The organism is Thermus parvatiensis (assembly GCF_001535545.1).
Lineage (GTDB): Bacteria > Deinococcota > Deinococci > Deinococcales > Thermaceae > Thermus > Thermus parvatiensis.
In genome coordinates this window covers 698,291-720,631 of sequence record NZ_CP014141.1, presented here as the reverse complement: position 1 = coordinate 720,631, position 22,341 = coordinate 698,291, and the positions used below count along the sequence as shown (strand labels likewise).

Here is a 22,341-nt window from a genome sequence, read left to right as displayed (position 1 = left end):
TAGGTTCCTTTCCCATTACCCCTTTCCGGAAGGGACTAAGGGCACGGGAAGGCCCCCCGGGGCTAGCCCCGGGGGGTTTAGCCTTGGGACCTAGGCCCCCACCAGGCCCGGCACTCGGTAGGCCCAGTAGGCGGGGCGCTCCCCCTTGGGCTCGTTCAGGATCTCGATCCGCCCCTCGAGGCCCGCCTCTACTACCTTAAGTTCCTTCAGGTAGTCCATGAAGCTTTCGGCGTCGCTGAAGCCCGTATCCACCCGGTAGCCCTGGGCTTCCTTGAGCACGGTGAAGCCGTCCCCGCCGGCGGCGATAAAGTTGTTCACCACCACCCGGTAGGTGGCCTCGAGGTCCAAGGGCTGGTAGCCCTTCTCCGTCTTCACCTCCACCCGCACCACCCGGCTTCCCGCGGGGCGGGAGAGGTCAAAGGCGTAGCGGAGGCCCGAAACCTGCAGGAAGCGCCCCGCGGTGTTTTCCCACTGGGAGACCCCGTTCTCCAGGGCGGCCAGGATCTCCTTGCCCTTCAGGTCCATGACCACCAGGGTGTTGCCGAAGGGCAGGACCTCGTAGACCTTACCCACGGTGATGGGCCCCTTGGGGATGGAGGCGCGGATGCCCCCGCCGTTTTGCAGGGCGATTCTTACCCCGGCGTTTCTCGTCTTCCAGAGCATCCCATCCGTGATGAGGTTTCCCAGGTTGCTCTCCCGCCTGCGCACCACAGCCCTTTCCCCCACCAGGTCCACCTTGGCCTCGGCGATCACCTGGCTCATGAGGGCCATCACCGGCTGGGCGTAGGCGAGGAGGGCCTCCTTGGCAAAGAAATCCTCGGAGGCAGCCTCGGGGGTCATGAGGAGGGCCTCCCCCTTGTAGGCCAAAAGCTCCCCCTTGGCGTCAAAGGTGACCTCCAAGAGGCCCACCACCTTCCCCCACTCCCAGGCCTGGACCACCAGGACGTCCTTCCCTTCGGGGTTCTTGACCACCGTGGGGTAGGGCCCCGCAGGGCTTAGCTCCTTGTGGGGGAAGCTCCCTAGGAGGGTATGGGAGTGCCCCCCCACAATCACCTGGGCCCCCACGAGCCTCCGGGCGAGCTTCAAGTCCTCACCGTAGCCCAGGTGGGAGAGGACCACGATCTTGTTGACCCCCTTGGCGAGGAGCTCGTACACCGCCTTCTGGGCGGCCTCGTAGGGGTCCAGGAAGGCCACGGTAGGCCCGGGGTTGGAGATCTCCCGGGTTTCGGGAGTGGTGAGGCCGATGATCCCCACCCGCTCCCCGCCCACCACGACCACGGCGTAGGGAGCGAAAAGCCCCTTAAGCCGGGGCTCTTGGCTTACGTCCACGTTGGCGGAGACCACCTTAAACCTCGCCCCCTTGAGGAAGTCCGCCAGGGGCCCAGGCCCCAGGTCAAACTCGTGGTTCCCCAGGGCCATGACCCGGTAGCGGAGCCGGTGCATGAAGTAGCGGTCCGCCAGGCCCCGGTACTGGTTGAAGTAGAGGGTGCCCTGGAAAACGTCCCCGGCGTCCAGGAAGAGGGGGTTTTTCGCCCGGGCCCAGACGCGGTCAAAAAGGGCCACGCGCCGGGCCACGCCCCCCACGGGGGTCTTCTTGCCGGAGAGGGTGAGCTCCACGGGCTCGAGGTGGGCGTGGGTGTCGTTGGTGTGGACCAGGGTCAGGGTGAACCCCCCCTGGGCCAGGGCCCGCCCGAGCCCCGCAAGCCCCCCTAGGGCCATACCCGCCTGCAACACTTCCCGCCGTTTCATGGCTTCACCTCCCGCTCCAGTCTACCGTCCCCCTCGTGTCCGTATAAACGGAGCGTAAAAGGTTTTTGGCGTTTTGACCTACCTAAGCTTGACATTTGACCGCATTTCCCAGTACACTCCGCAACAAGGTCCGGGCAAAACGGCGAAAGCCCGGGACCCAAACGGAAAGGGAGGCGAAGATGGGTTACACCAAGGCTGAGATTTTAAAAGCGCTTAAAGAGGAAAACGTCAAATTCTTGCGCCTGCAGATCACGGACATCCTGGGCGTGGTCAAGAACGTGGAGGTGCCGGCCTCCCAGTTTGAAAAGGCCCTGGACGGGGAGATCATGTTTGACGGCTCCTCCATTGAGGGCTTCACCCGGATTGAGGAGTCGGACATGCTCCTCAAGCCCGACTACAACACCTTCGTCATCCTGCCCGACCTGGTGGAGGACCCCACGCGGGGGCGGGTGGCCCGGCTCATCTGCGACGTCACCTACCCCGATGGCCGTCCCTTTGAGGGGGACCCCCGGTACGTGCTGAAGCGCCAGGTGGAGCGCCTGCAGAAGCTGGGGTTTGACAACATGTACGCCGGCCCCGAGCCCGAGTTCTTCCTCTTCCTGCGCACCCCCGAGGGCCTGCCCACGGTGGAGACCCACGACAAGGCGGGCTACTTTGACCTGGCTCCCATAGACAAGGGGGAGGAGGCCCGCCGGGACATGGTGAACGCCCTGGTGGCCATGGGCTTTGAGATTGAGGCCTCCCACCACGAGGTGGCCCCGGGCCAGCACGAGATTGACTTCAAGTACGCCGACGCCCTCACCACCGCCGACAACATCGCCACCTTCAAGTGGGTGGTGAAGCGGATCGCCCTGAACCACGGCCTCCACGCCACCTTCTTGCCCAAGCCCATCCGGGGCATCAACGGCAGCGGCATGCACACCCACCTCTCCCTCTTCAAGGACGGGGAGAACGCCTTCTATGACCCCAACGCCGAATACCAGCTCTCCCAGACCGCCCTCCACTTCATCGCCGGGCTTCTGGAGCATGCCGAGGGCATGGTGGCCATCACCAATCCCCTGGTGAACTCCTATAAGCGCCTCACCCCCGGGTACGAGGCCCCCACCAACATCGCCTGGTCCGCCTCCAACCGCTCCGCCATGATCCGGATCCCGGCCCGCCGGGGCGTGGGCACCCGGGCGGAGCTCAGGATGCCCGACCCCTCCTGCAACCCCTACCTGGCCCTGGCGGTCATGGCCGCCGCCGCCGCGGACGGGATTGAGCGGAAGCTCCTCCCGCCCCCGCCCATCCAGCGGAACATCTACCAGATGACCGTGCGGGAAAGGCGCAAGCACAAGATCCGGGAGCTTCCCGGCACCCTTAGGGAGGCCCTCGAGGCCCTCAAGAAAGACCCCGTGATCCGGGAGGCCCTGGGCGAACACGTCTACACCCACTTCCTCCAGGCCAAGCAGATGGAGTGGGACGACTACCGGGTCACGGTCCACCAGTGGGAGCTGGACCGGTACCTGGCCACCTACTAAGCCGCCTGGGGTCAGGGCGCTTATCCTTGCGCCCTGACCCGCCGGTCACGCATAAACCTCAAGGAAAGGCGTTGACAAGACGCCCAACCCCCCCTATAGAATGGGGCCGCAACGCACGCAGCGTTCGGAGGTGAGCCATGAGGAAAATCGGCTTTCTGGTAGCGGGTGTAGCGGCCTTGGGCTTGGCCTTGGCCCAGTCCAACGTCATCAAGATCGCCACCATGTCCCCCCTCTCCGGGCCCCAGGCCGCCCTGGGGGAGCAGATCAAGCTGGGGGCGGAACTGGCCATTGAGGAGGCCAAGCCCCGCTTCCGCCAGCTCGGCTTTGAACTCCAGCTGGTCCCCTACGACGACCAGGCCAACCCCGACGTGGGCGTGGCCAACGCCAACCGGATGATCAACGACCCCGACATCCTCGGCCTGGTGGGCACCCTGAACTCCGGCGTGGCCATCCCCGCCAGCGAGGTGTTGGCCCGGGTGAACCTGGTCATGGTCTCTCCCGCCAACACCAACCCCGTGGTCACGGACCGGAAGCTGCCCAACGTGAACCGGATCGTGGGCCGGGACGACGTCCAGGGCCCCGCCGCCGCGGAGTTCGTCTACAACGACCTGAAGCTCCGCCGCGTCTTCGTCATCCACGACAAGACCGCCTACGGCCAGGGCCTGGCCGAGGAGTTCCGCAAGCGCTTTGAGGCCCTGGGCGGCCGGGCGGTGGCCTTCATCGGCACCGAGGAGCAGTCCAACTTCGTGCCCATCATCAACCAGATCCGGGCCCAAAACCCGCAGCTCATCTACTTCGGCGGCATCTACAGCCAGATCGGCCCCTTCACCAAGCAGCTCCGGGAGCGGGGCCTGCGCATGCCCCTCATGAGCGGCGACGGGCTGGACTCCAGCGAGTTTGAGCGCCTGGCGGGCTCCCAGAACGCCAAGGGGGCCTACTACACCACGGTGGCCGGCCCCGTCTCCGCCTTCCCCCAGGCCAAGGCCCTGGCGGAACGCTTCAAGGCCAAGTACGGGAAGGACATTGAGGGCTTTGGCATCTACGCCTACGACGCCGCCCGCGTGATCCTCGCCGCCCTGGAGAACGCCATCAAGGCCAACGGGGGCAAGAAGCCCACCCGGGCCCAGGTGGCCCAGGAGGTGCGCAAGGTGAAGCTCAAGGGCATCACCGGCACCATTGAGTTTGACGACAAAGGCGACATCAAGAAGGCCAAGTACTTTGTGATGCAGGTGGCCGGCACCGGCAACTGGGCCGACAACAAACTCATCAAGGTCATCGAGGTGGCGGCGCCGCAGAAGTAGGCCCCTAAGGGCCTAAGCCTAAAGGGGGTGGCTCCTTTTGGAGCCACCCCCTTGGCGGGAAAAAGGAGGCGGCCTTGCTAGAGCAGATCCTGGTCCTGCTACCCCAGGTGCTCTTTGACGGATTCATCCTGGGCTTCATCTACGCCATGATCGCCCTGGGGTACACCATGGTCTACGGCGTCTTGGAGCTTATCAACTTCGCCCACTCCGAGATCTTCATGATCGGGGCGGTGGCCGGGGTAGAGGTCTTCCGCTACCTGGCGCCCCTGATCCCTAACGGCTACCTTCTTCTGGCGGTGGCCGTGGTGGTGGGCGCCGCGGTGGCAGGCCTCACCGCCATTTTGGTGGAGCGCATGGCCTACCGGCCCCTCCGCCGCCGGGGCACCACCAACCGCCTCGTACCCCTGGTGACGGCCATCGGGGTGAGCTTCTTCCTCCAGGACCTGGTGCGGCTCATTGAGGGCCTCTGGCACAACGAGTTCTTCCTGCGTATGCGCACCATAGAGGACCTCGAGGGCGCCTTCACCCTCTTCGGTGGCGCCATCTTTATCCAGACCAAGTCGGTGATCGTCATCGTGGTCTCCGTGCTCATGCTCTGGGGGCTCACCTACCTGGTGAACCGCACCAAGCTGGGGATGGCCATCCGGGCCGTGGCCCAAGACCTTTCCACGGCAAGCCTCATGGGCATCAACCCCGACCAGATCATCTCCCGCACCTTCCTCATCGGCGGCGCCTTGGGCGGGGTGGCCGGGGTCCTCTTCGCCCTCATCTACACCACGATCAACCCCTACGTGGGCTTCCTCCCCGGCATCAAGGCCTTCACCGCAGCGGTCCTGGGCGGGATCGGCAACATCCCCGGGGCCATGCTCGGGGGGCTCGTCCTGGGGCAGCTGGAGAACTTCTTCGGCACCTACCTGCCCATCCTCACCGCGGGGAACTTTGGCACCGAGTACAAGGACGTGGTGGCCTTCCTCATCCTCATCTTCATCCTCCTCTTCCGGCCCCAAGGCCTCCTGGGCCAGATGGTTAAGGAGAAGGTATGAGCCTGCTCTCCCTCGCCCTAAGCCTCGTCTTCCTCGTCCTCTCCTTCCTCGCCCCCAACACCCTTGCCGCCTTCCTGGGCCTGGGGGCCCTGGGGGCGGCCGCCTTTGCCCGGCTCGAGCCCCGGGTACGGACGCTTAACCTCACCCTCCTCACCCTGGCCTTCACCCTCTTCCTGCGGAACTCCGGCAACACCCTGGGGCTCATCGGCCTTGTGGGGATTCTCGTGGCCCTCACCACCCTCCCCCGGATCCCGCGCTGGATCCGGGTGGTCCTGGGCCTCGCCATCCTCCTCCTCTCCGTACCCATCGCCGGGTTCGCCAATACCTTTATCTTCGAGCTCGGCATCCAGATCGGCATCTACGCCGCCATGGCCCTGGGCCTCAACGTGGTGGTGGGAATGGCGGGGCTTCTGGACCTGGGTTACGCCGCCTTCTTCGCCGTGGGCGCCTACACCTGGGCCATCTTCGGCTCTCCCCAGGCGGGGAAGTTCCTCCAGGGCAACTTTCCCCTGCCCGGCGAGTACATGTACCTCTTCATGTTCATCGCCGTGGTCACCACGGCCATCACCGGCCTGCTCATCGGCCTTCCCGCCCTAAGGCTCCGGGGGGACTACCTGGCCATCGTCACCCTGGGCCTCGGCGAGGTGGTGCGCATCCTGGCCAACAACCTGGACCACCCCATCAACATCACCAACGGGCCCCAGGGGATCACCCCCGTGGGCCGTCCCCCCATTGACTGGTTCCGCAGCCTCATGGGGACCCTGGGGGTGCGGCTGGACGAGACCACGGACTACCAGCTCTTCTTCTACCTCCTTGTTCTGGTGATGATCGGCCTTGTGGTCCTGGCCAACGTCAACCTGGCCAACTCCCGCTTCGGCCGCGCCTGGGTGGCCATCCGCGAGGATGAGATCGCCGCCCAGGCCATGGGCATCCCCCTCCTGCCCACCAAGCTCATCGCCTTCATGACCGGGGCGGCCTTCTCGGGGGTGATGGGGGTGATCTACGCGGCCCAGCGCACCTTCGTCTCCCCGAGTCCTTCACCCTCTTGGCCTCCATCACCATCCTGGCCATGGTGATCCTGGGCGGGATGGGCTCCATCCCCGGGGCCATCCTGGGGGCGGCCGCCCTCACCATCCTCAACCTGGACATCCTCAAGACCTTTAGCGAGTTCGTCCGCACCAGCCTCCCCTGGATCCCGAGCCAGGTGGACCCCGCGAAGTACGAGAGGCTGGTCTTCGGGCTTATCCTCGTCTTGATGATGATCTACCGGCCCCAAGGCCTGATCCCCGAGGCCCGCCACCGGGCCGAGCTGGAGGAGGAGGCATGAGGGTCCTCGAGGTCCAAAGCGTCACCAAGCGCTTCGGCGGGCTCGTGGCCGTGAACCAGGTGAGCCTGGAGGTGAACGAGGGGGAGATCTTCTCCGTCATCGGCCCGAACGGGGCGGGCAAGACCACCTTCTTCAACCTCCTCACGGGGATCTACACCCCGGACGAAGGCCGGATCCTCTTCCTCGGCCGGGACATCACGGGCACCACACCCGACAAGGCGGCCAAACTCGGCATCGGGCGCACCTTCCAGAACATCCGCCTCTTCGGGGCCATGACCGTCCTGGAGAACATCCTGGTGGGGCGGCACATCCACACCCGCGTCCCCTACCTGCACGCCCTCCTCCGCACCCCCCTCGCCCGAAAGGAGGAGAAGAAGGCCCTGGAGGAGGCCTTGAGCCTCCTGGAATACGTGGGCCTCCTCCACCGCAAGGACGAGCTTGCCCGCAACCTCCCCTACGGCGAGCAGAGGAAGCTGGAGATCGCCCGCGCCCTCGCCCTCAAGCCCAAGCTCCTCCTCCTGGACGAGCCCGCCGCGGGCATGAACCCCAAAGAGACGGAGGCCCTGCAGGAGTTCATCCTGAAAATCCGCAGCGAGATGGGGCTCACCATCCTCCTCATTGAGCACGACATGCGCCTCGTGATGCGCATCTCCGATCGGATCGCCGTGCTGGACTACGGCTCCAAGATCGCCGAAGGCAAGCCCGAGGAGGTGCGCAAAAACCCCCGGGTCATCGAGGCCTACCTGGGCCGGGGGGCCGCGGGAGGTGCCGCATGAGCCTCCTGGAGCTCAGAAACGTCCACACCTACTACGGGCACATCCATGCCCTGAAGGGCATCTCCCTCACGGTGGAGGAGGGGGAGATCGTGACCCTCATCGGCTCCAACGGGGCCGGAAAGACCACCACCCTGCGCACCATCAGCGGCCTGGTGAAGCCGAGGCAGGGGGAGGTCCTCTTCCAGGGCAGGCCCATCCACCGCCTCCCCGCCCACGAGATCGTGGCCCTCGGGGTGGGGCACGTCCCCGAGGGGCGGCGGATCTTCCCCCGGCTCACGGTGGAGGAGAACCTGGAGATCGGGGCCTACCTGGAAAACGACCGCAAGGTGATCCAGGAGCGGAAAGAGCAGGTCTACCAGCTCTTTCCCCGGCTCTACGAGCGCCGCCAGCAGAAGGGGGGGACGCTTTCGGGCGGGGAGCAGCAGATGCTCGCCATCGGCCGGGCCCTAATGCAAAACCCGAGGATCCTCCTCATGGACGAGCCCTCCATGGGCCTGGCCCCGGTGTTGGTGGACTTCATCTTCGAGATCATCCAAAAGCTTAACCGGGAGGGGCGCACCATCCTCCTGGTGGAGCAGAACGCCCGCCTGGCCCTGCAGATCGCCCACCGGGGCTACGTGCTGGCCACGGGGGAGATCATCCTCTTTGGCCCGGCCAAGGAGCTTGCGGAAAACCCCGAGGTGCAGAAGGCCTACCTGGGGGAGGGGTAGCTCCCTATCCCAGGCTTGCGCCCCCGGGAGGGGGCGCTTTATACTTCGCCTGTACACGTGACGACTCCCCGCTCTGAAGAGCGGGGCTACAAGATACGGGCTACGCCCGTGACCGCGGTTCTCATGGGACAGCCCACGCCGTCCCTGTCCCCGCAGGCTCCGGCAAGATAGCCCCTTCGGGGCTGACCCGAGCCCAGAAAAAACCTTGACTCCGTATCTGGGAGGTGGCGTTTCAGCACAGACTCTCCCACGGAGAATTATACCACAAAATGACCGCTCACCATGCTTTGCCGCCAAAACCGGGCGGCGGGGGGGAGTCCATGTATCCCCGGTTTGGTCACGGGCAGAGCCCGTATCTTGCAAACCGGGGGATTATAGCTCCCCCACACCCCCTCTTTCCTCTAAAACGGCTTTTGGGCCTCATCCCCGTCCTGCTGGGGATCACCCTTTTGGTTTTCCTCTTTCTCCAGCTCATCCCCGGGGACCCCGCCGAGGCCCTCCTCGGCGAGCGGGCCTCGGCGGAGGAGATCGCCAAGCTCCGGGAAAAGCTGGGACTCAACAAGCCCCTTTACGTCCAGTACCTCACCTTCCTGGGCAACGTCCTCCGGGGCGACCTGGGCACGAGCGCCGTCTCCACCATCCCCGTGGCCGAGGAGCTGAAGCGGCGCTGGCCCGCCACCTTTGAACTGGCCCTGGCCGCTACCGCCCTCGCCGTCCTCCTGGGGATCCCCATCGGCATCCTTGCCGCCGTGCGGCGAAACACCTTGTGGGACACCCTCTCCATGTCCTTCTCCCTGGTGGGGGTGTCCATGCCCGTCTTCTGGCTGGGGCTCCTCCTCGTTTACCTCTTCGCCGTGAACCTCCACTGGCTGCCCACGGGGGGCCGGCTCTCCACCGACCTCTCCATAGACTTCCAGCCCCTCACGGGCTTCCTCCTCCTGGACGGCTTCCTCGCAGGGAAGCCCCACGTGACCTGGGACGCCCTGCGGCACCTCGTCCTCCCCGCCGTCACCCTGGGCACCATCCCCCTGGCCATCATCACCCGCATCACCCGGAGCGCCATGTTGGAGGTTCTCTCCCAGGACTACGTGCGCACCGCCCGGGCCAAGGGGCTGGCGGAGCGGCAGGTGATCCTGAAGCACGCCCTCAAAAACGCCCTGCTTCCCGTGGTGACCATCGTGGGCCTCCAGTTCGGCACCCTCCTCGGCGGGGCCATCCTTACCGAGACCATCTTCTCCTGGCCCGGCATCGGCTCCTATATCTACGAGGGGATCCTGAACCGGGATTACCCCGTGGTCCAGGCCGGGGTGCTGGTGGTGGCCACGAGCTTCGTCCTCATCAACCTGATCGTGGACCTGTCCTACGCCCTCCTGGACCCCCGCATCCAGTACAGGTGAGCCATGGAAAGCCCTACCCGTCAAGCCTTTAAGCGGTTCCTCAAATCGCCTTCGGGCAAGGTGGGCCTGGCCCTCACCCTGGCCCTGGTCCTCCTCGCCCTCTTCATCCCGGTGCTCAAGCCCTACGACCCCACCACGGACCGCGACTACCTCAACCGCCTCAAGCCCCCCTCCCTGGAGCATCCCTTCGGCACAGACCACCTGGGGCGGGACATCTTCACCCGGGTCCTCCACGGTAGCCGCATCTCCCTCCAGGTGGGGGTCCTCTCCGTGGGGATCGGCCTCGTGGCGGGCACCCTTTTGGGCCTCATCACCGGTTTCTTCCGGGGGCGGACGGAGGTGGTCATCGGATGGCTCGCCGACCTCCTCCTCGCCTTTCCCGGCACCCTCCTCGCCATCGCCATCGTGGCCGTGGCGGGGCCGAGCCTGCAAAACGCCATGATCGCCATCGGCGTGGTGCAGATTCCCGTCTACATTCGCCTCGCCCGGTCCATGGTTCTCTCCTTAAGGGAGCAGGACTTCGTCCAGGCGGCCATCGCCCTGGGGGCGGGAAATGGTCGGATCCTCTTCAAGCACATCCTCCCGGGCACCCTGCCTCCCCTCGTGGTCCAGGCCACCCTGTCCATCGGGACGGCCACCCTCGAGGCCGCCGCCCTCGGCTTCCTGGGCCTCGGCGCCCAGCCTCCTGCCCCGGAGTGGGGCGCGATGATCGCCGACAGCTTCAAGGGCGGCCACGCCATGAACGCCCCCTGGACCATGATCTTCCCCGGGCTTTTTATCATGCTCACCGTCCTCGCCTTCAATCTCCTGGGAGACGGCCTCCGGGACGCCCTGGACCCCAGGGGCCGCTAAAGGGAACCTCAACGGAAGGCGAGGGGCGAAGGGGTATCATGGGGCCATGAGGAAAGGCCTTCTCGCGGCGCTCCTCCTTTCCGCCTGCCAGGTGCTGGAAGGCTCGGGCTACCGGGTGACCGAGGTGCAGTTCCTCTTCCCCGAGGCCACGGAGCGCTGGACCTACTTCTACGGCGAGCCCCGGGTGGTGGAGCTGGACGGGCGTCCCCTCCGCCTCGAGGCCCCCCAGGGGGAGAACCTCTGGGCCTTCCCCGGGGCGCTTTGGGTGGAAGGGAGCCCGGTGTTGCGGGCCACCTACCCCTCGAGGCCCCCGATGGCCGAGGCGGTCCGCGGGATCTCGGGAAGCCTCCTCCAGGTGCGTACCCAAGCCCCCCTCCTCGCCACCTGGCTTTACGACGGGGTGGGCTGGGTGCGGCTCACGGGAAGCTTGGGGGAGGGAGAGGAACGGACCCTGGTGCAGCCAGCGAACTACCAGACCCCAAGGCTCTACCCCCTCACGGAGGAGGAGTCCGCCGTGGTCCTGCGCGAGGTCCTGGCCCGAAGGGGGGGGAAGTCCGTGGTGGTCTTTGAGCTCCAGGAACCCCCCCTGCCCCCCCTCCGCCTAAGCCCCGCCCCCGACGCCTACCGCATCGCCCGCCTCCAGGTCCAGTACGGGCTTAAGCTGGAGCTGGTCATGCCCCCGGCCCCCATCTTCCGCATCCTCGGCCAAGGCACCCAGGCGGCCTACCAGGAGGAGGCCCCCCTCGCCCTCCTCGCCAACGACCCCACGAGCTTCAGCCGCCTCTGGGCCCTGGCGGTGGGCAACCAGCTCCCCCGTCCCGCCGCCCCTGCGGTGGACTTCCGCAACCGGAGCGTGGCCGCCTTTTTCTGGGGGCTTAAGCCCACAGGGGGATACGGCCTCAAGGTCGTGGGGGTTACCTACGCCGGGGAGACGGCCCGGGTGGTCCTGAGCCTCAGCACCCCCAGGCCCGGGACCATCACCACCCAGGCCCTCACCAGCCCCTACGTGGTTTTGGAGCTGCAGAAGGTGCGCCGCGTGGTCTTCGCCGACACCTCAGGGAAGGTCCTCGCCGAGGCCCGGGACTAACCGCTCCCTGAGCCTCCCCACCAGGTACAGGGAGCCCGTGGCGAGGACCGGAAGCCCGTCCGCCTTCGCCCACCCTAAAGCGTCCTCCAGGGCCTCCCAGGGGTCCGCAAAGAAGGGGGTCCCGAGCTCTCCGCCCAAGGCCCCTTCCCCCGCCCGGGTGTAGCGGACGCTTTGCGCCTTGGGGAGAAGGTGGGCGAGGACAGCCCTCACGTCCTTCCGGGGAAAGGCGCCAAAGACGAGGTGGTAGGCCACGAACTCCCGGGCCAGGGCCTCCGCCGCCGGGGGATTGTGGGCCCCGTCCAGGTAAACCTCCATTCCCTCGATGAGGAAGCGCTCCATGCGCCCCGGGTGCCGCGCCTCCCGAAGCCCCCGGGCAATGGCCGCTTCGGGAAGGCCCAAAAGCCTCAGGGCAGCGGCGGCCAGGCGGGCGTTTTCCTCCTGGTAGGCCCCCCTGAGGCCGGGCGGGGCGGGAAGGGCGAAGAGGGGGTCTTGGGGGTCCAGGACGTAAAGGGGCGCCCCCCGTTCTTCCGCCACCTTGCGGGCCACCTCCAGCCCCACCCCCCTGGCCCCCGTGACCACCGGGACCCCGGCGCGAAAGGCCCCCGCCTTCTCCCGGGCCACGGCCTCGAGGGTACCCCCCAGGGCCTCGAGGTGGTCCTCCCCCACGTTGGTGAGCACGGTGAGGGCCACGCGGGAAAGGGCGTTCGTCGCGTCCTTCTCCCCCCCTACCCCCGCCTCCACCGCGGCCAGCGCCACCCCCCTCTCCCGGAAATGGAGGAAGGCGAGGGCGGTGGCCAGGTCAAAGAAGCCCGGGGGCTCCTCCCAGGCCTCCTCCCTCGCCCAGGCCACGAACCGGACCACCGCCTCCTCGGGGATAAGGCCCCGGTGAGTACGGATCCTCTCGCGGAAATCCACGAGGTGGGGGCTGGTGTAGGCCCCGTAGGCGAAGCCCGCGGCGCGGAAGGCGGCCTCGAGGTAGGCCACCACGCTCCCCTTCCCGTTGGTCCCCAGGACGTGGACCGCAAGGAAACCCTCCTCCGGGTGGCCGAGCCGATCGAGGAGGGCCCGCACCCTATGGGTCCCCCGCTCCCCCGTGCGCCGCCTCGCGTAGAGCCAGGCCAAAGCCTCCTCGTAAGTCACTCACGCCTCCTGGAACTGGAGCCGGTACAAGGCGGCGTAGTAGCCGCCCTTGGCCAGAAGCTCCTCGTGGCTCCCCTCCTCCACGAGCCTCCCCTTGCGGAAAACGAGGATGCGGTCCACGTGGCGGATGGTGGAAAGGCGGTGGGCGATGATGAGGGAGGTCCTCCCCTCCATGGCCTTGTAGAGGGCCTCCTGGAGGCGCTTCTCCGTCTCCGAGTCCACGCTGGCCGTGGCCTCGTCCAGGATGAGGAGGATGTCGGGGCTCGCGAGAAGGGCCCGCACCAGGGCGAGGAGCTGCTTCTCCCCCGTAGAAAGCCCCGCCCCCCGCTCCCCGAGGACCGTCTGGTAACCCTTGGGCAGGCGCAGGATGAACTCGTGGGCCCCGAGGAAGCGGGCCACCTCCTCCACCCGCTCCGGGGGAACGCTGGGGTCAAAGAGGCGCAGGTTGTCCAAGACGGTCCCCGAGAAAAGGAAAGGCTCCTGTAGGACGATGCCCACGTGGCGGCGCAACTCCTCTTGCCGGTACCGCCGCACGTCCACCCCGTCCAAGAAGACGCACCCCCTCTGAGGGTCGTAGAAGCGGGCGATGAGGCTCACCACGCTGGTCTTCCCCGCCCCCGTGGCCCCCACCAGGGCCACCTTCTCCCCAGGGGCGATGCGGAAGGAAACGCCCCTAAGCACCCAGTCCTTCTCCGTGGGCTCCACCCCCTTGGGGGTGTAGGCGAGCCAGACGTCCTTGAACTCCACCTCCCCCCGGAAGCCCCGGATGGGCTTAGGGTCCTCGGGGTCTTTTAGCTCCTCCTCCGTGTCCAAGACGCCGAAGATCCTTTCGGCGCTCGCCATGGCCCCCTGGAAGAGGTTGAACTTGTCCGAGAGGTCCTGGAGAGGTTGGAAAAGCTGGCGGGTGTAGTCCACGAAGGCCACGAGAAGCCCCAGGGAAACGGCGCCCCGCACCACCTCCCCACCCCCGTAGTAGATCAGGCTGGCCACGGCGAAGTCCCCCAGGAAGCCCACCACGGGGAAGAAGAGGGCGAACCAGCGGATGATCTCCACCCAAGCCCGGAAGAGGTCGCGGTTGAGCCGGTCAAACTTCTCCTCCCGCTCCCTTTCCTTGACGAAAAGCTGGATCGTCTCCACCCCGGAGAGGTTTTCTTGCAGCGCCGCATTTACCCGGGCAAGCCTCAGGCGCATCTCCCGATAAGCGGAGCGCATCCCGAGCCGCACCCAGGTGGTGACGGCGAGGAGGACCGGGGCCACCAGGAGGACCACCAGGGTGAGCTTGGGGCTCAAAAACAGCATGAAGCCGAGGAGGCCCACCAGGGTGAAGAGGTCGGCGATCACCCCCACGAGCCCGCCGGTGATGAACTGGTTGATGGCGTCCACGTCGGAGGTGACCCGGGTCATGAGCCGGCCCACGGGGTTTCGGTCGTAGAAGCCCGGGTGGAGGCGCATGAGCTTGGCGAAGAGGTCGCTCCTAAGGTCAAAGAGAACCCGCTGTCCTACCCACTGGATGAGGTAGGTTTCGCCGTAGGTGGCGGCGAAGTGGACCGCCCGCACGGCGAGGAAGCCCAGGCTTATCCAGAGGAGGAGGTGGAAACGCTCGGCGAGAGGCCTGGGCTCCGTGGGCACCAAGGCCAGGTCGATGGCCCACTTAAAGAAGAGGGGGGTGGCGGCGGCGGCCAGGGTCACCGCCAGGAGGAAGAAGAGGGCGAGAACGACCTGGAGACGGTAGGGCCAGACGTAGCGCAGGATCCGGGCGAAGAGGGCCCGGTCAAAGGCCTTGCTGTAGGTGTCCTCCGTCACGCCTCCACCTCCTTCTGCAAACGGTCCATCTCGGCGTAGAGGCCCCCGGCCTGAAGGAGGCTCTCGTGGGTCCCCTCCTCCACGATCCTTCCCCCGTCCAAGACGATGATCCAATCGGCGTGGCGGAGGGCCGCGGTGCGGTGGGAGATGAGGAGGGTGGTCTGCTTGCCGAGCACCGTTTTCAGCCCCTGGAGGATCCTGGCCTCCGTTTCGGCGTCCACGGCGCTTAAGGCGTCGTCCAGGATGAGGATCTTGGGCCTTTTGGCCAGGGCCCGGGCCAGGGCCACCCGCTGCCGCTGGCCGCCGGAGAGGGTGATGCCCCGCTCCCCGAGAACCGTCTCGTACCCCTTGGGAAAGGCGAGGATCTCCTCGTGGATCCCGGCAAGCCGGGCCGCCCACTCCACCCGCCCGCGGTCCACCTCGTCCAGGCCGAAGGCGATGTTCTCCAAAATCGTCTCGCTGAAGAGGAAGGGCTCCTGGGGAGCGACCCCCACGGCCTTGCGGAGGACGGCCAAGGGTATGCGCTTCGCCTCGTGCCCGCCCACATAAACCCGGCCCTCGCTCGGGTCCAAAAGCCTGGGGACGAGGGCGGCGAGGAGGCTCTTGCCCGAGCCCGTGCGCCCGGTGATGCCCAGGGTCATCCCTTCGGGGATCGTGAGGGTGAGGCCCTTAAGGAGCCAGCGCCCCTCCCGCTTCAGGCCCACCCCCTCAAAGCGCACCTCCCCGGAGAGGTCCTCCAAGGCGAGGGGCAGGGGGTCTTCGTCCCGGATGGCGGGCTTCTCGTCCAGAAGCTCAAAGAGGCGCTTTAGGCTCGTGAGCCCCCGCTGGTACAGGGCCATGACCCAGCCGAGGCCCAGAATGGGCCAGGTAAGCTGGGCCAGGTAGGCGTTGAACTGGACGAGCTCCCCCACGCTCAGCTCCCCCGGACCACCATGGCGCCCCCGGCCCAGAGGACGGTGAGGAAGGCGAAGCCCATCAAGAAGCCGAGAAGGGCGTGGAGGGGGCCCTCCACCCGGGCCAGAGCCAGGCTCTTCTCCACGTAGAGGCGGTTCAGGTCCTGGAACCAAGCCACCATCCGCCGCTCCAAGGCGTACCCCTTGACCACCCGGATGCCGCTGAAGGCCTCCTGGGCCAGGGTGCTGATCCGGTCAAAGACCTCCTGGGCCTCCCGGTAGCGGTGGTCAATAAGCCGCAGGAGAAAGCGCATGGCGAGGAAGATCCCGGGGAGGATGAGGGTGAGGTAGAAGGCGAGGCGGGCGTTCACGGCGTACATGGAGAGGAAGGCAAGGAGGACCAAAAAGGAGAGACGGCCTCCCATGAGGATCCCCGGGCCCACCATCTCCCTCACGGCGGAGAGGTCGGTGTTCAGGCGGTTCATCAGGTCCCCCACCCGGTGCTTGTGGTAGAAGTCCCGGTCCAGGGTGAGGAGGTGGTGGAAAAGGTCTCGCCTCAGGTCGTACTCCACCTGGCGGCTCGCCACCACGGCGAGCCGCCGCATCACGTAGGAGAGGAGGCCGGAAAGGGCGGCGGAGGCCACGATGGCGAGGGCGTAGACCCCGAAGCCCTCCCCCGCCTGGACCGCGTCCACGGCCAGGCGAAGGAAGTAGGGGGTGAGGACGAAGAAAAAGATGGAGACGAGGCCTGCGAGCACCGCCCACAGGTACCTCCAGCGGTACCGGCCCACGTAGGGCCAGAGGCGGCGGAGAAGGGGTGCCGCTGACCGACCGGTCATGCCCTCTAGTGTACAAGAAGGGGCCGCCTCCTGCGGCCCCTTTCCCTAGGCCCTGAGGCGGCTACTCCCGGGCCTCGAGGGGGACGTAGGGCACGTCCAGCTCCCCGATGTACTTGGCGTCGGGGCGGAGGAGGCGGTTGTCCAGCTCCTGGTATTCCAGGATGTGCCCCACCCAGCCGACGATGCGGGCCACGGCGAAGATGGGGGTGAAGAACTCTAGGCTAAAGCCCAGGTCGGAGTAGACCACCCCGGAGTAGAAGTCCACGTTGGGGTAGATGCCCTTGGGGTTTAAGACCTTTCCCGCCTCCTCCTCCACGATCTTCAGGATCTGGTACTCCTTGGAGTGGCCGTGCTTCTCCGCCACCAAGCGGGCAAGCCTTTCCAGGACCCCGGCCCTGGGGTCAACGGTCTTGTAGACCCGGTGGCCCATGCCCATGATGCGCTCCTTCTTGGCCAGCTTCTCCCGCACCCACTCCCGGGCCCTTTCCGGGGAGCCGATCTCCTGGATCATCTTCATGACCGCCTCGTTGGCCCCGCCGTGGCGCGGCCCCTTGAGGGAGGCCACGGCGGCGGTGATGGCGGAGTAGAGGTCGGTCTGGGTGGAAAAGGCAGCGATGGCGGTGAAGGTGCTGGCGTTAAAGCCGTGCTCGGCGTGGAGGATGAGGGCCGCGTCCATGAGGCGGGCCTGCTCGGGGGAGGGCTCCACCCCGTTCGCCATGTAAAGGAAGTTGGCGGCGTGGGAGAGGTCCTCCCTGGGCGGGATGGGCTCCTTGCCCTCCTTTAGGCGCTTGTTGGCGGCCACGATGGTGGCGAACTTAGCGATGAGGTCAAGCCCCTTCTCGTAGAGGGCCTCCCGGGAAATATCCCCCTCGGTGGGGTCCAGCATCCCGAGCTCGGAGACCGCCGTGCGCAGGAAGCTCATGGGGTGGGCGGAGAGGGGGTAGCGCTTGAAGGACTCCAGAAGGTGGGCGGGCAGGGCGCGGCGCCGGGCGAGGGCGGCCGAGAACTCCTCCAGCTCCTGCCTTCGCGGCAGTCTCCCGTGGAGGAGGAGGAAGGTGGTTTCCTCAAAGCTGCTTTTCTCCGCCAACTCCTGGATGGGGATGCCGTAGTAGTAGAGCTTGCCCGTCTCCCCGTCGATGAAGCACATGCGGGTTTCCGTAAACAGGACGCCTTCCAAACCCCGTGCTACTTCCATACTTGCCTCCTTTGCCGCACCCCAGGGGTGCACCGAGTGCATCATACCCCTTCGCCCGCAAGGAAGCGTAGCCTTTAACGCAGGCCACAGAAGGCCTCGTAGTCCACGAGCTCTCTCTGGGTGGGCTCGTCCCCGCAAACGGGGCATTGGGGGTTGCGCCGCACCGCAAGCTTGCGGAAGCTCGCCTCGAGGGCGTCGTAAAGTAGAAGGTGCCCCGCCAGGGGTTTGCCGATCCCCAGAAGGACCTTGAGAGCCTCGGCGGCCATCAGGCTCCCCACCACCGCCGGCAGGACGCCGAAGACCCCGGCCTCGGCGCAGGAGGGCACCGCCCCGGGCGGGGGCGGCTTGGGGAAGAGGCAGCGGTAGCAGGGGCCCATCTCCCCATGGGGGGTGGGGTGGTGGAAGACGGCCACCTGGCCGTCAAACTGGTAGATGGCCCCAAAGACCAGGGGCTTGCCGAGGAGGACGGCGGCGTCGTTCACCAGGTAGCGGGTGGGGAAGTTGTCCGAGGCATCCACCACCAGGTCGTAGGGCCTGAGAATTTCCAGGGCGTTTTCCGAGGTGAGGCGCACCGGGTAGGTCTCCACCCGGACCAGGGGGTTCAGGGCCTGGAGCCGCTTCTGGGCCACCAGGGCCTTGGGCTCGCCCACGTCCTCGGTGGCGTAGAGGACCTGGCGGTGGAGGTTGGAAACCTCCACCCGGTCCATCTCCACCACCCCTACCCGCCCCACACCGGCCGCCACCAAGTACTGGAGGACGGGAACCCCAAGCCCCCCGGCCCCCACCACCACCACCGAGGCCCGCTTCAGCCGCTCCTGCCCCTCAGGGCCCACCTGGGGCAGGATCATCTGCCGGTGGTACCGGTCAAGCTCCTCCTTCGTCCAGCGCATACCCTCTCTTGCCCTTCTGGCCTGGGAAGCCTTCCTTCGGGACCCCCATGCGGCCTCATACCCTTTCTTCCGGTTTCCTTCGCCCGACTGGCCCAGGGAAGCTCCCTAGGGACCTTTTGCCGGGGCCCCCATGCTGGCGCAAGCCAGCATGCAGGGCTTTACCCAAAACTCCTTCCTCGCCCTCCCTTAGCCTGCTTCAAGAGTTCTTGGGTGACTTCATAGTTGAGCAGGCGAACCAGGCCCCTCAGGAGCAGGTACGGACCATCCCTCTCGCTGGGCAGCCCCAGCTTGCCCCCGAGCTGCAAAAGAAACCCCTTGAACGGATCCCCCAACCGCTCAACTTCCCAAAGGAACACCGCCAGCCCCAGCAAAACCGCCACCACCTTCCGGATCCGGGCAAGCCCCCGCACCTGGAAGGTCTCAAGCCCCAGCCCCGTCTTCAAAAGCCGGAAGAACCGCTCCACCTCCCACCGCCTGCGGTACGCCTCCACCACCCGCGCCGCCTCCTCCCTCCCCCTCACCGGCAAGCTGGTCAGTAGCCACCACTCCCCACGCCGCCCCAGGGCTGGCACCCGGCAGACCACCAGGTGGAGCCGCCTCCCCTCCACCTCCACCTCCCTCCATCCGAAGTGGAGCCGCACCCGCTGGTACCTGCCCCCTACCCTCAGCTCCACCTCCTCCCCACAGGGAAGGGCCAGGGAAGAAGCCACCTTCGCCAGAGAACCCCCCTCCCCAAGCTTCCGGTCCCGGTAGACCCGCACCACGAACTCCTCCCCCAGGGCCAGCACCTGCCCAAACACCTTCCGGTCGTCAAACCCCCGGTCCGCCACATACACCAGCCTCCTGCCCACGCCCCCCAATCGCTCCCGGGCCGCCTCAATGGCTCCCTCCACCTCCTTGGGCAGGCTGGCAAACCCCCTCTCCCCGTAGGCCACCAGGTGGGCGTACCCCAGGGCCAGCCGCCCCGCGGGGTCCAACCCCAGGGCGGTGAGGAGCTCGTACCCGGGCCGCCTATCCTTCCCCACCCGGGCTATCCCCTCCAGGGCCCGGGCATAGGGCTTGACCACCGGGCTCAGGTCCAGGAGGACCAGAACCTCCTCACCCTCCAGGGCAGTCGCGCTCTCCTGATAGACCCGGTCAAGGAGGGCTTCTGCCTCCACCCGTGGGTTGGACAGGAAGCGGTAAAGGGCTTTGGCCTGGTGGAAGCGGTTCTGGAGGGGAGAAGGGAGCGAGGCCACCATCTCGCTCACCCGGGCTGAGCCTGCGGCCAAGGCGCCCCGCACCACCTCTTCAAACCGTCGGTGGAGGCGCTTATCGGGGGAAAACGCTCGCAAAACGGCCCGTGAACTCCTGGAGCCTGGCCTCGGCCACCTTGAGCATGTCCATGGATCACCCCCGGTACCAGATACGGGCTGCGCCCGCAAGGGGAGATTTACCACGAAACGGAGATGTGGGTAAAGTCCTGAGCATGGGGTGGTATCACGCCCCCTCCTTGGCCAGGGCGGCCAGCCAAAGCCCCTCGCCCCGGAAGACCGCCTCCTCACCGGGCTCCAAAAGGAAAGTGGCGGGCGGCCGCAAGACCTCCTCCCCGAGCCGAGCCTCCCCTCAAGGAGGGTGAGGAGGGTAGGGCCCTCTGCCCGCACCCTAAGCTCCCCCGCCAAGGGGTAGCGCAAAAGGTCAAAGAAGGGGGTGGAAAGGAGCCTCTCCCCGCCCAAGACCGGCTCGGGCGGGGGCAGGGTGAGGGGGGTGGGCTCCAGGATGGCCACGTCCAGGGCCTTCTCCAGGTGGAGCTCCCGCGGCCTACCGTAGTCGTAGAGGCGGTAGGTGAGGTCCGAGGGGGTCTGGACCTCGTAGACCCGGACCCCCGGGCCTAGGGCGTGGATCGTTCCCGCGGGCAGGTAGAGGACCTGACCCGGCTCCACCCGGACGCGGCGCAGCACCTCCTCCAGCGTCCCGGCCAAGGCCCTTTCCCGAAGCTCCTCCCGGCTTAAGGGGCGGGCCAGGCCGTAGACCAGCTCCCCCGGGGAAAGGACGTACCAGGCCTCGTACTTCCCCGGCTTCCCCTCCACCCGGAGGGCGTACTCGTGGGGCGGGTGGACCTGGACGGAAAGCCAGTCCGCGGGGTCAAGGAGCTTCACGAGCAAGGGGGCCTCGGCAAGCCAGACCTCCCCGATCCCGGGGCCGAAGCCAAGGCCGCTTCCCCCCCAGATCCGCGCCACGGGTTTGGGCTCCAACCGCCTCACGGGCTTAGCATAAGGGGTATGCGCGACCTGGACCGCGAGGAGACCTACCTTGTAGACCGCACGGGGCTCGCCCTGGAGCTTAGGGACCTGGTGGGCACGGGCCCCGTCCCCAAGGAGGCCTACCCGGGGCCCCACGCCGCCTTGGGCTACGGGGAGGGGCAGTTCGCCGCGCTTCTCTCCGGCCTCCCCGACTGGGGGGAGGAGGGAACCCTCTTCCTCCTCGAGGGGGGGTACGACCTGGGAGAGGCGGCGGGAATGGCCCTCCTGGCGGAGACGGGGCGGGCCAGGGTGGTGCGGGTGGGCTTCCGGCCCGGGGTGGAGGTCCACATCCCCCCAAGCCCCCTCGCCCCCTACCGCTACCTCCGCTTCCTCCTCCTGGCCACAGACCGGGAGGAGGTGCTCCGCTCCGTGGACGAGGCCCTCCTCGAGGAAAGGCGCCGCTTGGGCCCCGAGGTCCCTGTGGAGGAAAACCCGGCCAAGTTCCTGGCCTACACCCTCTTAGAGCGCCTTCCCCTCTTCTATAGCCCCCTCTTCCGGCCCCTGGAAGGGGCGGTGCAGACCCTCTTCGCCCGCATAGCCAAAAGCCTCTCCCTAACCCCGCCCCCGAGCGCCTTGGAGTTCTTCCTCGTGGGCCTCGAGGCCCGCCACGAGCAAGGGGACCCCCTGGCGGCGGTCCTCCTGGGCCCGGGGGAGGAGGCGGCCTTGGCCAAGGAGATCCTGGAGTCCCGCGTGGACGCCTTGGCCGAGGTCCCCGCCACGGGGGCCAACCGCCTCGCCCAGGTCATGGCCCTCTGGTACCGGATGGCCTGGACCGCCTACTACCTCGCCCTCCTCTACGGAGTGGACCCCGGGGACCACGGGCTTTTAGAGCGCCTCCGGGAGGTCACCTAGGCCGTGCGCCCGCCCCCCTTCCCCAAGCCCGCCCACCCCGAGGAGGCCCTGGTCCTGCAGCGGGCCTTGGCGGGGAAGGTGCGGCTTGTGGGGAGCCTAGAAGGGGTGCGGCGCATCGCCGCCCTGGACGCCTCCCACAAGCAGGGCCGGCCCCTCGTGGCCGTGGCCCTCCTCTACGACCTGGAAAAAGGCCCCCTCCACGTGGCCACCGCGTTCCTCCCCGAGGAGGCCCTCTTCCCCTACGTCCCCGGCCTCCTCTCCTTCCGCGAGGCCCCGGCCTACCTGGAGGCCCTCGCCGCCCTTCCCGAGGCCCCGGAGGCCCTCCTGGTGGACGGCCAGGGGGTGGCCCACCCCCGGGGCCTGGGGATCGCGAGCCACCTGGGGGTCCACCTGGACCTTCCCAGCGTGGGCGTGGCCAAGCGGCTCCTCTACGGCAGGCCCGAAGCCCCCTTGCCCGAGGAAAAGGGGGCGGCGGTGCGCCTCCTCGCCCCGGACGGCCGCCCGCTGGGCTACGTCTACCGGAGCCGCACGGGGGTAAAACCCCTTTACGTCTCCCCGGGGCACCGGGTGGGCCTCGAGGAGGCCCTCCGCTTCGTACGCCGCCTGCCCACCCGCTTCCGCCTCCCCGAGCCCCTCCGCCTCGCCCACCTGGAGGCGGGCCGGGCCCTCAAGGCCTTAGACTAGG

At 67.3% G+C, this 22,341-nt stretch carries 16 protein-coding genes and 3 pseudogenes; 11 read left to right on the top strand and 8 right to left on the bottom strand.

Going from position 1 to position 22,341, the window contains the following annotated elements; genetic code table 11:
• Positions 1-90 precede the first annotated feature (90 nt).
• On the bottom strand, positions 91-1,749 hold the full coding sequence (locus AV541_RS04095) for a bifunctional metallophosphatase/5'-nucleotidase (protein WP_060384302.1): 1,659 nt from the start codon (positions 1,747-1,749) through the stop codon (positions 91-93).
• 179 nt (positions 1,750-1,928) lie between these two features.
• On the opposite strand from AV541_RS04095, the gene glnA reads away from it, so the two are divergent.
• From glnA to AV541_RS04050, 9 genes and pseudogenes are all read left to right on the top strand, one after another.
• Positions 1,929-3,269 (top strand): type I glutamate--ammonia ligase, encoded by a 1,341-nt coding sequence (gene glnA, locus AV541_RS04090; protein WP_060384301.1) that lies wholly within the window; start codon positions 1,929-1,931, stop codon positions 3,267-3,269.
• Positions 3,270-3,406: 137 nt separating this feature from the next.
• Positions 3,407-4,570 carry a branched-chain amino acid ABC transporter substrate-binding protein gene (locus AV541_RS04085; RefSeq protein WP_008632788.1) on the top strand — a complete coding sequence of 388 codons (1,164 nt, stop codon included), beginning with the start codon at positions 3,407-3,409 and terminating at the stop codon, positions 4,568-4,570.
• Between the two features lie 74 nt (positions 4,571-4,644).
• Positions 4,645-5,613 carry a branched-chain amino acid ABC transporter permease gene (locus tag AV541_RS04080; RefSeq protein WP_060384300.1) on the top strand — a complete coding sequence of 323 codons (969 nt, stop codon included), beginning with the start codon at positions 4,645-4,647 and terminating at the stop codon, positions 5,611-5,613.
• Positions 5,610-6,940: pseudogene (locus tag AV541_RS04075) on the top strand (branched-chain amino acid ABC transporter permease). Before AV541_RS04080 ends, AV541_RS04075 begins: the two are co-directional and overlap by 4 nt.
• Positions 6,937-7,716, top strand: a complete 780-nt coding sequence (locus AV541_RS04070) for an ABC transporter ATP-binding protein (protein ID WP_060384299.1) — start codon at positions 6,937-6,939, stop codon at positions 7,714-7,716. The pseudogene AV541_RS04075 and the gene AV541_RS04070 overlap by 4 nt, the downstream one beginning before the upstream one ends.
• Entirely contained in the window at positions 7,713-8,426 is a 714-nt protein-coding gene (locus tag AV541_RS04065) for an ABC transporter ATP-binding protein (RefSeq protein ID WP_060384298.1), read from the top strand. Before AV541_RS04070 ends, AV541_RS04065 begins: the two co-directional genes overlap by 4 nt.
• Positions 8,427-8,839: 413 nt before the next feature.
• Positions 8,840-9,823: an ABC transporter permease gene (locus AV541_RS04060; RefSeq protein WP_244880595.1), complete on the top strand. Its 984-nt coding sequence runs from the start codon at positions 8,840-8,842 to the stop codon at positions 9,821-9,823.
• A 3-nt stretch (positions 9,824-9,826) separates the two neighbouring features.
• Positions 9,827-10,675 (top strand): ABC transporter permease, encoded by an 849-nt coding sequence (locus AV541_RS04055; RefSeq protein ID WP_060384297.1) that lies wholly within the window; start codon positions 9,827-9,829, stop codon positions 10,673-10,675.
• A gap of 46 nt (positions 10,676-10,721) precedes the next feature.
• On the top strand, positions 10,722-11,762 hold the full coding sequence (locus AV541_RS04050) for a protease complex subunit PrcB family protein (RefSeq protein WP_060384296.1): 1,041 nt from the start codon (positions 10,722-10,724) through the stop codon (positions 11,760-11,762).
• Here AV541_RS04050 and AV541_RS04045 read toward each other — a convergent pair.
• From AV541_RS04045 to AV541_RS04015, 7 genes and pseudogenes are all read right to left on the bottom strand, one after another.
• A complete protein-coding gene (locus AV541_RS04045) occupies positions 11,730-12,902 on the bottom strand; it encodes a bifunctional folylpolyglutamate synthase/dihydrofolate synthase (RefSeq protein WP_060384295.1) in 1,173 nt (390 codons plus the stop codon). The two genes, AV541_RS04050 and AV541_RS04045, sit on opposite strands and share 33 nt — an antisense overlap.
• On the bottom strand, positions 12,903-14,705 hold the full coding sequence (locus tag AV541_RS04040) for an ABC transporter ATP-binding protein (protein WP_060384294.1): 1,803 nt from the start codon (positions 14,703-14,705) through the stop codon (positions 12,903-12,905).
• A pseudogene (locus tag AV541_RS04035) lies at positions 14,702-16,437 on the bottom strand (ABC transporter ATP-binding protein). Before AV541_RS04035 ends, AV541_RS04040 begins: the two are co-directional and overlap by 4 nt.
• 61 nt (positions 16,438-16,498) lie before the next feature.
• Entirely contained in the window at positions 16,499-17,632 is a 1,134-nt protein-coding gene (locus AV541_RS04030; RefSeq protein WP_060384293.1) for a citrate synthase/methylcitrate synthase, read from the bottom strand.
• A gap of 74 nt (positions 17,633-17,706) precedes the next feature.
• Complete coding sequence (locus AV541_RS04025; protein ID WP_060384292.1) at positions 17,707-18,522, bottom strand: HesA/MoeB/ThiF family protein; 816 nt, start codon at positions 18,520-18,522, stop codon at positions 17,707-17,709.
• A gap of 158 nt (positions 18,523-18,680) precedes the next feature.
• Positions 18,681-19,763: a transposase gene (locus AV541_RS04020; protein ID WP_244880640.1), complete on the bottom strand. Its 1,083-nt coding sequence runs from the start codon at positions 19,761-19,763 to the stop codon at positions 18,681-18,683.
• 238 nt (positions 19,764-20,001) lie between these two features.
• Positions 20,002-20,765: pseudogene (locus tag AV541_RS04015) on the bottom strand (class I mannose-6-phosphate isomerase).
• Between the two features lie 18 nt (positions 20,766-20,783).
• On the opposite strand from AV541_RS04015, the gene AV541_RS04010 reads away from it, so the two are divergent.
• A complete protein-coding gene (locus AV541_RS04010) occupies positions 20,784-21,656 on the top strand; it encodes an SIS domain-containing protein (RefSeq protein WP_060384291.1) in 873 nt (290 codons plus the stop codon).
• Positions 21,657-21,659: 3 nt separating this feature from the next.
• On the top strand, positions 21,660-22,340 hold the full coding sequence (locus AV541_RS04005) for an endonuclease V (protein WP_060384290.1): 681 nt from the start codon (positions 21,660-21,662) through the stop codon (positions 22,338-22,340).
• The last annotated feature ends 1 nt before the right edge of the window (position 22,341 follow it).